The following is a 7371-nucleotide window of genomic DNA, read 5'->3' as shown; positions in this document are numbered from 1 at the left end:
GCCGCGGCGGACACCCGGCGCGAGCCCGCCGCGCCCGCCGGATCCCGACGCCGCACCGCCCTCGCCCACGCCGTGACCCTCGCCACCGTGCTGGCCGCACTCGCCGCCGCGGGCCGGCTGCTGGCCGGCGCGCCGACGGGCGGCCTGCTCGTGCTGACGGAGACGCTGGGGCTGCTGCTCTACGTCCTGAGCCTGGTGGGAGCCGTCCTCGCCCGCCACCGCGCCGAGTTCGGGCAGCGACTGCACACCGGCGCCGCCTGCCTGATGGCCGCCGCGCTCCTGCTGACCGTGGACAGCCTTTTCAGCGGCGCCGTGACACCGCTGGCCGTCCTGCTGGTGCCGGGCCTCGCGGGCGGCGTCATCGTCGCCGGCCGCACCACGGCCGACCAGCTGCACGGACTGCGCGTCCGCAACCGGGCCCCTGCCCCTGCCCCTGCACGGGCCCGGGGCCGAAGGCACTGAGGCGGCAGCCGCTTCGCCGTGCGGCGCCCCGGGAGCGGGTGGCCGGCCCTCGCTGCCCCGCGGTCACCTCCGGGCAGAGCTCATGCCCGGGCGGGGTCGCGTCCGAAGAAGGCCGCCAGGCGGTCGTACAACGCGGCGTCCGGGCCGGCCTGCACCTCGGGGCCGAAGGCCTTGCCGGATGCGTCGCCGCCCCGGAACTCCGGCCGCAGCGCCGTCCGCGCCCAGTCGAGGGAGGACCGGCCGACCTCCTCGTCGAACCCGGGTGACCGTCCGGTGGCCCTGGCCAGATCCCAGGCGTGGACGGCGAATTCGGCGGTCTGCTGGTCGACGGGGAAGCGTGCGGGCACCGTGCCCATCCCGGGCAGCTCGACCGTCCCGGTGAGGTCGCCCGCCTGCCGCCAGGCGGCCACCAGCTCCGCTGCTCCGCTCCGGAAGGCCGTCGAGCGGTCACCTGCGCCCCGGTCGGAGGCGGGGGTGTTCCGGTCGCGGGCGGCGGTGTTCCGTTCCGGGGCGGCGCCCCGGGCCCGTGCCGTGAACCGCGGGAGTTCGTCGAGCAGGTGGTCGACCAGGTCGGCGACGGTCCACGCCCGGCACGGCGACGGATCCCCCAACTGGTCCTCGCGCACGGCCTCGACCCCCGCCGCGGCCTGGGCCAGTGCGCGTGCGAGGAGGTCGACCGGGTCACCGGGGGCAGCAGTCATGTCCCCAGTCTGCTGGAGCCGTTGCGCCGGGCGCCTTCACCACGCGGGATCGGCGCGTCCGGCCGTGACGCCCTCCGGGGCCGGAAAGCAGAACGGGCCGCCACCGTGGTCACGGTGGCGGCCCGTTCCGAGCGGGGTGCTCATGCGGTCAGGCTGTCGAGGGCCTGGCGGGCCCGCTTCTGGACGCGCTCGGCGCGGTTCTTGAGCCGCAGCGCGCGGACGATGCGGTCCTGCTCGGCGGTCCGCAGTCGCTCGTCGATCGTCGCCTGAATCGCTTCGTAGTGGTAACTCATGATGGTTCTCCCCCTGGAGTCGGGTGCCGTGGGCGTCGTCGTGACGCCCGTCCAGCGGCTGCCCTTGCGCTTCTGATTCTACACCAAGACGGCGCCGGGTGCCTTTCATTAATGGCTCGATGGCGCAGATGCCCTGTCGATCGAAGGTTTCGCCAGCGTTTGGGGGCTGTTCGCCCGGGTGTGACCGAGTGATCGGCAGGTGGGCGGCAGGTGATCGGCGGGCGATTGACCCCGGCCACCCCCGGCCGCTAGTTTGAACGTGTTCAACTCTCTGTCGGGGGGCGCAGGTGACGGGATATCAGCAGGTCGGGGCAGCGATGGCCGGGAGCGGCGGCGGCCGCATGTCCGGTACGTCCTGCCAGGTCGGCCACTCCTTCGCCGTCACGGCGCTCGTGGCCGTACCCGCCGCCTACCTCGCGGTCGGCGGACTGACCGGGGAACAGTCCGGCGGCGGCCCGGGGTTCCTCCTCCTGTTCGTGGCGCCGCTGCTCCTTCTGCCGTTCGCGATCGGCGCCCGTGCGTGGGCGACCCGCGGCCGGACGTCGCTGGGCTGGTTCGGCCGGGCCGCGGCGTACTACCTCGCCTACTACCTGGCGCCGATCGCGGTGATCTACCCGCTGCTCCCGCTCGCCCTGATCCGCCTGTACTTCGACGGGTTCGGCGCCTCGCCGATCGTGGAGTACCTGCGCCTGGTTGTCCTGTTCGCCGTGGGGTTCGGCGGACCGGTCCTGGTGGCCCTGCTGATGGTCGCCCCCTGGACGGCCCGCGGCCCGCGCGCCCGGGCCGTCGCCCGGCTGGTCCTCGGGCTGCTCGCCTGCGCCTTGCCGGCCTTCGAATTCCTGCTCGCCGGCCTGCTGGTGGTCCCCGTCCTGGTGGCCCACATCGTCTTCGTCTGCCGGGTCATCCCCTTCCCGCCCGACCCGGACCGCACCGGAGCCCCCATCCGCTGACGGGAGGGTGCGTCCGGAGCGGGGGAGTGGGGTACGGCTCAGCCGAAGTCGGGGATGGGGTGGTCCGGGGCGAGCGCGGCGGCGATCCGCTGGGCGATGGTGTGCGCGCTGTGGCCGCCCTGGGCGCCCGGCCCCTGGGTGGTCGAGACGGCGATGGACAGGTGCTCGCACGGCAGGTAGTCCTGGGAGGCCGAGTACCCGAAGAACAACGGGTGCTGGGCGACCCAGTCACCCAGCACCAGCACACCCATGCCGTAGTGGGTCGCCGCCGAGTTCGCCAGGCACACCGTGGCCGGACACCTGTCGGTCGGCGTGCCGAGCCCCACCGTCCCCGGGTTCAGCAGCTCCTGCCGGGCCGACGCGGACAGCAGTTCACCCGAGCCGACACCGCCGGCCGAGCGCGCCAGGTCGCAGATGTCGGTGGTCTCCACCGCGCCGGGGGCGGTGGTCCACGAGGGGTTCCAGAAGGTCGACTCCTCGTACGTCCCGCGGTCGGAGGTGAAGGCGTGCAGGACGGGCGCCGGGATGTCGGGCGTGAAGCTGTTGCGGGTCTTGCGCAGTCCGAGCGGATCCAGCACCAGGCGCTGGAGCAGCACGTCCAGCCGGGTCCCGGTGATCTTCTCCAGCGCGGCGCCGAGCAGGACGAAGTTGGCGTGCGAGTAGCTCCAGTTGGTGCCCGGGTCGTACAGCCGGTCCGCGCCGGTCGAGATCCCCACCAACTCCTCGGGGGTCCACTGACGGAACGGGTCGGCGTACACCGACTCGGCGAAGCCGGGGGCCTTGACGTAGTCGACCAGGCCGGTGGTGGAGGCGCCGAGCATGCGCAGCGTGATCCGGTCGCCACCCGCCAGATCGGGCAGCCAGCGTGCCACCGGGTCGTCGAGGCCGACCCGGCCCTCGTCGACCAGCCGCAGCAGTGCCGTGCCCAGGTAGCTGATCGCGATGTTGCCGTTGCGGAAGTGCATGGCGGGGTCGGCCGGGACGCCCGTCATCGACTCGCCGAGCGCGGAGGTGATCACCTCCCGGCCGTCGACGGTGACCCGCAGGATCACCGACTTGAGGTCCATCTCCGCCTTGGCCTGTTCCGCGATCCGCAGGACGTCCAGCGCCGGCCCGCCGCCCGGGCGCGGGGAACTGACACACTGCCGCCGCTGACCGCCGTCGCCCACCGCCCCGCCGGCGGTACCGACCGGGACGCTGAGGGTGACGAGCGCGGTGACCGCTGCGAGGCGCAGCAGCGCGGTCCTGCCAAGGGGTCTCATCCCCGCAGTATCGGCCGCCCGCCCCCCGGCCCCCGGGCCGACGGCCGCCGACCCGCACGAAGATCACCCGTCGGGCCCGCACCCCGGGGCGGGCGTGCCGGGGTCTACCGGGTCACGGACGCGTCGGTGATCCGCGCCAGATCTGCGGCGGACTCCGGGGTGAGGCGGTAGAAGCCCTGGAGGCTGACCGAGCGTTCCAGGCGGCCGTCCGCGACGTACTTGAGGCCGCGGGTGTGGCCCCGGCGGTTGCGCCAGGTGAGCTCGGACAGGAGGTCGCCGGGGATCGGGACGTCGAAGCGTACGGGGGTGGCGTCCACGTGTACGGGCGCGGCGCCGCAGCCGCCCGCTCCCAGCATCGACCAGGCGTCGTGCCCGGAGAACGCCGGCTCGTCCCACCTGGCCGGGGCGGGTCCGCAGCACTCGCCGCGGTCGCGGTCGACCACCCGCATCCGGCTCACCACGTGCACGACACCCCGGTTGACGTGCACCGCGTACACCTCGTCCCCGGCCCGGGCGCCGGACCACGCGGGCAGGGAGGAGTGGACGCCGCTGAACGCGACCGGCGGCCGCTCGCCGGTCCGGCCCGCCCGGCGCAGGGCACGGCACACGTCATGGGTCCACAGGACCGTGAAAGCATCGGACATGCCGGCGAGCATATGGACGATCACTGACATCCCCGCCCGTGGACCGCTCTCGACGGGGGAGAATGGCCAGGTGGACGGGGTGGACGAGGCCTTGCAGCGGGCCGCATCGGAAGAAGGCGTGGCCGCAGCCTGGCTGCGCGGGCTGGCGTGCAATCCGGGCCTGCCGGCGCCGGTGCTGCAACGGCTCCTGGAGTTCGGGGAGTTGCCGATGTCGCCGGTGCGGTGGCGTGAGCTGGACGCCGGGTCGACCGCCGTCGCCGCGGCCGCGGCCCGGATGGAACACCGGCTGCACGTCGCCGAGAACCCGACCGCCGACGTCGACGAGCTGGCGCGGCTCGCACACGACGCCGAGCCCCGGGTGCGGTTCGTCTACGCGGCGCTGCTGACCGACTTCGGACGCCGGGTCCCGGCGGGGGTGGTGGAGGTCCTGGCGGCGGACCCCGACCCGAAGGTCAGACGGATGATCAGCAGCTACCAGGACCTTCCCCTCACCCTCGAGGACCGGTTCCTGGCGGACGAGGACCCGGGTGTTCGGGCCGCCGTGCTGCGGCCGCAGCTCTGGGAGCGCCTGCCGCGGCCCGTACGGGAGCGGCTGCTCGGCGACCCCGCTCCGCAGGTGCGCGAGAAGATCGCCGCACTGCTCCGTGCCGACGACCCGCCGCCGGCGCTCACCGCCGAGGAACGGCTGACCCACCCGGACGGGTACGTCCGCCAGCAGGCGGTCGGCGATCCCGAGGTACCGCCAGCGCTGGCGCTGCGGATCGTCGAGGACCCGGAGAACGAGGTCAGACTCGCGCTGTCGATGCGGGAGGACCTGACCGAGGAGCAGCGGGCCTCGATCGCGTACACCGTGGAGGGCCACGGACCATGGCCCTCCTGGGTCGAGGAGCGGGCGAAGGACCCGGCCGCGGCGCGGCGGATCGCGGCGTCGCCGCACGTGGGACTGCGCAGGGCGCTCGCCTGTCGGCCGCACCTGCCCGCGGACGTGGTGGCGCAGCTGGCCGCGGACGAGGACCCCTGGGTGCGGCGCTACCTCTGCGAGCACTCTCCGGATGCGCCGCACGACCTGCTGGTCGAGCTGTACGCCACCGCGCAGGACCGGAACTGGTCGGCCCTGCGCCACCACCCCAACTTCCCCCGGCCGGGCCTGGCCCGGTTCGCGGACGACCCCAACCCCCGGCTGCGCCACGCCGCGCTGGACGATCCGGCGGCCGGACCGGAGCTGCCGTTGCGCCTTGCCGACGATCCGGAGGTGGGGATGTGGGCGGTCCGGGATCCGCGGCTGCCCGCAGGTGAACTGCTGCGCAGGCTCGCCCTGCCGGGCGGTGCGTTCGCGGCCGCGGCCAACCCGGCACTGCCGCCGGAGCGGATGCACCGACTGGTCGACCTCGCCCGGGGGCGCTGACCCCGCGACATTCGGCGGGGGTGCCGCCTACGCGGGGTCGGCGACGTTGACGGTCAGCTGGCGGAGCAGGGTGCGGGCCTGGGCGAACTGGGTGGGTGTCAGGCCCATGGCCGCACCCATCGCCGCCGGGATGCCCCGGGCCCGGGTGTGCAGGTCGCGGCCCTGGCCGGTGAGGCTGACCAGGACGGTGCGTTCGTCGTCGGGCCGGCGTTCGCGGCGGACCAGGCCGGCGCTCTCCAGGCGCTTGATCAGCGGGGTGAGCGTCCCGTAGTCCAGTTGCAGTGCGGCGCCGATGTCCTTGATCGGGACGGTGTCGTCCTGCCACAGCACCAGCAGCACCAGGTACTGCGGGTAGGTCAGCCCGAGCGGCTCCAGGAGTGGCCGGTAGCGGGCGGTCACCGCCCGGGAGGCCGCGTACAGGGCGAAGCAGAGCTGGTCGTCGACGAGGGGTGAGAACTGCGGCTCGGGGGTGCTCTCCTGGCCGTTCATCGGGTCCTCCTCCTCGCGGCGCGGGCGCCGTGCGCGTTCGCGCCGGTGCACGCCCCCGAGGGTAGACCACCGGTGACACGATTTCAACGCGCGCAAGTACCTTGCGCACAATGTAATCGCGTCATAGTCTTCTGGTCGTGGGCAACCGGCCCGCACCGCCCGGAGGATGGAGACCGTCATGTCCGACCACACCCCCGCCACCCCGGTCCTGGAGACCGCCGCGGCCGAGTTCGCCGCAGCCACCGCCAACCCGCCCTACCTGTTCCAGATCCCGCCGGCCGAGGGCCGCAAGGCCGTCGACGAGGTCCAGTCCGGCGAGAGCGGCAAGCCCGCCGTCGACGAGGAGTGGATCACCGTCCCCGGCGGCCCGACCGGCAGCGTCCGCGCCCGCATCGTCAAGCCGGCCGGCGCCACCGGAACCCTGCCCGTGATCATCTACATCCACGGCGCCGGCTGGGTCTTCGGCAATGCCCACACCCACGACCGCCTGGTCCGCGAACTCGCCACCGGCGCCCGCGCGGCCGTCGTCTTCCCCGAGTACGACCTGTCGCCCGAGGCCCGCTACCCGGTCGCCATCGAGCAGAACTACGCCGTCGCCCGCTGGATCGTCACCGACGGCGCCGCCAACGGCCTGGACGCCGGCCGCATCGCCGTCGCCGGGGACAGCGTCGGCGGCAACATGACCGCCGCCCTCACCCTGATGGCCAAGGAACGCGGCGACGTCCCGCTCGTCCAGCAGGTGCTGTTCTACCCGGTCACCGACGCCGCCTTCGACACGCCGTCCTACCACCAGTTCGCCGAGGGCTACTTCCTGCGCCGCGACGCCATGCAGTGGTTCTGGGACCAGTACACCACCGACCCCGACCAGCGCGCCCGGATCACCGCCAGCCCGCTGCGCGCCACCACCGAGCAGCTCACCGGCCTGCCCCCCGCCCTCGTCATCACCGCCGAGGCCGACGTCCTGCGTGACGAGGGCGAGGCCTACGCCGCCAACCTCCGCGCCGCCGGCGTCCCGGTCATCGCCACCCGCTACCAGGGCATCATCCACGACTTCGTGATGCTCAACGCCCTGCGCGGCACCCAGGCCGCCGAGGCCGCCATCACCCAGGCCGTCAACGTCCTGCGCGGCGCGCTCGGCACCGCCTGAGCCCCGGCTGCTCCCCGC

The 7371-nt window shown here is 74.0% G+C and carries 9 protein-coding genes; 4 read left to right on the top strand and 5 right to left on the bottom strand.

Annotated features, from left to right (window positions below; translation table 11 throughout):
• On the top strand, positions 1-462 hold a 462-nt coding region (locus AA75_RS50390; RefSeq protein ID WP_033825190.1), incomplete at its 5' end, for a hypothetical protein.
• 80 nt (positions 463-542) lie between these two features.
• On the opposite strand, the gene AA75_RS39015 is transcribed toward AA75_RS50390, so the two are convergent.
• Positions 543-1163 (bottom strand): TIGR03086 family metal-binding protein, encoded by a 621-nt coding sequence (locus tag AA75_RS39015; protein ID WP_033825189.1) that lies wholly within the window; start codon positions 1161-1163, stop codon positions 543-545.
• Positions 1164-1303: 140 nt separating this feature from the next.
• On the bottom strand, positions 1304-1456 hold the full coding sequence (locus AA75_RS50385; RefSeq protein WP_158515645.1) for a hypothetical protein: 153 nt from the start codon (positions 1454-1456) through the stop codon (positions 1304-1306).
• Positions 1457-1743: 287 nt separating this feature from the next.
• On the opposite strand from AA75_RS50385, the gene AA75_RS39010 reads away from it, so the two are divergent.
• Positions 1744-2406 (top strand): hypothetical protein, encoded by a 663-nt coding sequence (locus tag AA75_RS39010; RefSeq protein WP_149038644.1) that lies wholly within the window; start codon positions 1744-1746, stop codon positions 2404-2406.
• 38 nt (positions 2407-2444) lie between these two features.
• Here AA75_RS39010 and AA75_RS39005 read toward each other — a convergent pair whose 3' ends face one another.
• Both AA75_RS39005 and AA75_RS39000 read right to left on the bottom strand, forming a co-directional pair.
• Complete coding sequence (locus tag AA75_RS39005) at positions 2445-3668, bottom strand: serine hydrolase (protein WP_033825187.1); 1224 nt, start codon at positions 3666-3668, stop codon at positions 2445-2447.
• A gap of 104 nt (positions 3669-3772) precedes the next feature.
• Positions 3773-4312 (bottom strand): hypothetical protein, encoded by a 540-nt coding sequence (locus AA75_RS39000; protein ID WP_033825205.1) that lies wholly within the window; start codon positions 4310-4312, stop codon positions 3773-3775.
• A gap of 79 nt (positions 4313-4391) precedes the next feature.
• Between AA75_RS39000 and AA75_RS38995 the strand changes: the two genes are divergently transcribed.
• Positions 4392-5717 carry a hypothetical protein gene (locus tag AA75_RS38995; protein ID WP_149038643.1) on the top strand — a complete coding sequence of 442 codons (1326 nt, stop codon included), beginning with the start codon at positions 4392-4394 and terminating at the stop codon, positions 5715-5717.
• Between the two features lie 27 nt (positions 5718-5744).
• Here the strand turns inward: AA75_RS38995 and AA75_RS38990 are convergent, their stop codons facing one another.
• Positions 5745-6206, bottom strand: a complete 462-nt coding sequence (locus AA75_RS38990) for a MarR family winged helix-turn-helix transcriptional regulator (protein ID WP_051814167.1) — start codon at positions 6204-6206, stop codon at positions 5745-5747.
• A gap of 178 nt (positions 6207-6384) precedes the next feature.
• Between AA75_RS38990 and AA75_RS38985 the strand changes: the two genes are divergently transcribed.
• A complete protein-coding gene (locus tag AA75_RS38985; RefSeq protein ID WP_033825185.1) occupies positions 6385-7353 on the top strand; it encodes an alpha/beta hydrolase in 969 nt (322 codons plus the stop codon).
• Positions 7354-7371 lie beyond the last annotated feature (18 nt).

Origin of the sequence: Kitasatospora sp. MBT63 (assembly GCF_000710465.2) — a bacterium.
GTDB lineage: Bacteria > Actinomycetota > Actinomycetes > Streptomycetales > Streptomycetaceae > Kitasatospora.
The sequence above is the reverse complement of the archived record's forward strand: the minus strand, read 5'-3'. Positions and strand labels throughout refer to the sequence as shown.

What these genes read in the sequence shown, in the direction of transcription:
- AA75_RS39015 (WP_033825189.1), bottom strand. Translation starts at nt 1,163, where the DNA reads ATGACTGCTGCCCCCGGTGACCCGGTCGACCTCCTCGCACGCGCACTG.
- AA75_RS50385 (WP_158515645.1), bottom strand. Translation starts at nt 1,456, where the DNA reads ATGAGTTACCACTACGAAGCGATTCAGGCGACGATCGACGAGCGACTG.
- AA75_RS39005 (WP_033825187.1), bottom strand. Translation starts at nt 3,668, where the DNA reads ATGAGACCCCTTGGCAGGACCGCGCTGCTGCGCCTCGCAGCGGTCACC.
- AA75_RS39000 (WP_033825205.1), bottom strand. Translation starts at nt 4,312, where the DNA reads ATGTCCGATGCTTTCACGGTCCTGTGGACCCATGACGTGTGCCGTGCC.
- AA75_RS38990 (WP_051814167.1), bottom strand. Translation starts at nt 6,206, where the DNA reads ATGAACGGCCAGGAGAGCACCCCCGAGCCGCAGTTCTCACCCCTCGTC.
- AA75_RS38985 (WP_033825185.1), top strand. Translation starts at nt 6,385, where the DNA reads ATGTCCGACCACACCCCCGCCACCCCGGTCCTGGAGACCGCCGCGGCC.